Consider the following 1,829-nt stretch of genomic DNA (forward strand, 5'->3'; position numbering starts at 1 on the left):
GGGGCGTCGTGATTGCCACGCATCGCGTGGCGCGCATCGTGACAGCCGTGTGCCGCCGGGGGGCGGTCTCCAGAATGCCACGCGCTGCCGGGCGCGCCAGACTGCACGCGCTGCCGGCCGCAACGTATCGAGACATGAAAAAAGGGCGGTGCCTTCCGGTCACCGCCCTTCGTGTTTTCAGCCTGAGCACTTCGGCCCGAGCGAACGCGGGCGCCCCTCGAGGGCAGCCCGCGCAGCACTCAGCGCAGGATCGACTTGCCGGCGAAGACCGCCACGTCGCCCAGCATCTCCTCGATGCGGATCAGCTGGTTGTACTTGGCAAGCCGGTCGGAACGCGCCAGCGAGCCTGTCTTGATCTGGCCGCAGTTGGTGGCGACAGCGAGGTCGGCGATGGTGGCGTCCTCGGTTTCGCCCGAGCGGTGCGACATCACGTTGGTGTAGCGCGCGCGGTGGGCCATATCGACGGCCTTCAGCGTTTCCGACAGCGAGCCGATCTGGTTGACCTTCACCAGCATCGAGTTGGCGACGCCCTGCTCGATGCCCATGGAGAGGCGCGCGGGATTGGTGACGAAGAGGTCGTCGCCCACCAGCTGTACCTTGTCGCCGAGCGTGTCGGTCAGGATCTTCCAGCCTTCCCAGTCATCCTCGGCGCAGCCATCCTCGATCGACAGGATCGGGTAGTCGGCGCAGAGCTTCTCGAGATAGGCGACGTTCTCGGCGGAGGTGAGAGAGAGGCCTTCGCCCTTCATCTCGTACTTGCCGTCCTTGAAGTACTCGGTCGAGGCGGCGTCGAGCGCGAGCATGATGTCGTCGCCCGGGGTGTAGCCGGCCTTCTCGATGGACTTCAGGATGAAGTCGAGCGCGTCACGGGTCGACGCGAGCTCGGGGGCGAAGCCGCCCTCGTCGCCGAGACCGGTGGACATGCCCGCGGCCGAGAGCTCTTTCTTGAGGGTGTGGAACACCTCGGAGCCCATGCGCACGGCTTCGCGGATGTTCTCCGCGGCGACCGGCATGATCATGAATTCCTGGATGTCGATCGGGTTGTCCGCGTGCTCTCCGCCGTTGATGATGTTCATCATCGGCACGGGCAGGACGCGGGCCGCGGTGCCGCCGACGTAGCGGTAAAGCGGCTGGCCGCAGTACTCGGCAGCGGCCTTCGCGGTTGCGAGCGACACGCCGAGGATGGCGTTGGCGCCGAGGCGGCCCTTGTTGTCGGTGCCGTCGAGCTCGATCATGGCGCCGTCGATGGCTTCCTGCTCGGTGGCGTCGAAGCCGACCAGCGCTTCGGCGATCTCGCCGTTGACCGCGGCCACGGCCTCAAGCACGCCCTTGCCCATGTAGCGGTCCTTGTCGCCGTCGCGGCGCTCGTGCGCCTCGTGCACGCCGGTCGAGGCGCCCGAGGGTACGGCGGCGCGGCCCATCGAGCCGTCTTCCAGGGTGACGTCGACTTCGACCGTGGGGTTGCCGCGGCTGTCGAGGATCTCGCGGGCGTGAATGTCGATGATGGTGCTCATGGGGTCCGTTCCTCGCCTCCAGAGTGGGTTCGTTGGAGCTATAGCAGGCGAGGGACGATTGTAAACGCGCGCTCGCGCTAACACGCCGCATTCGCACGATGTAGCGCTAACATCGCGCAGCGGAAACGCGCCATCGGGGCAGGAGGGGCGGCCCGCGGTTTTGCCTTGTGCCGCGCTGCAGCTATGTTGCCGCGAAAGGACAATCAACAACGCAGTCAGACACCGGGGCCAGTTGGAGGAGGCGCGCCCGGGGCCAGGAGCTTTTGCATGGAAGAAGAGCTGAACCAGATCGAGCAGCAGGTGGCCGAGATCACC

At 66.5% G+C, this 1,829-nt stretch carries 1 protein-coding gene; it reads right to left on the reverse strand.

Translation table 11 applies throughout. The features are described from left to right. Positions 1-239 precede the first annotated feature (239 nt). Positions 240-1,514 carry a phosphopyruvate hydratase gene (gene eno, locus HC022_RS25665; protein WP_008886230.1) on the reverse strand — a complete coding sequence of 425 codons (1,275 nt, stop codon included), beginning with the start codon at positions 1,512-1,514 and terminating at the stop codon, positions 240-242. Positions 1,515-1,829: the final 315 nt, after the last annotated feature.

Origin of the sequence: Salipiger sp. HF18, assembly GCF_011806505.1 — a bacterium.
GTDB classification, from domain to species: domain Bacteria; phylum Pseudomonadota; class Alphaproteobacteria; order Rhodobacterales; family Rhodobacteraceae; genus Salipiger; species Salipiger thiooxidans.

Bases quoted from the DNA above. Each gene is read 5' to 3' on its own strand.
- eno (WP_008886230.1), bottom strand. From the start codon at position 1,514: ATGAGCACCATCATCGACATTCACGCCCGCGAGATCCTCGACAGCCGC.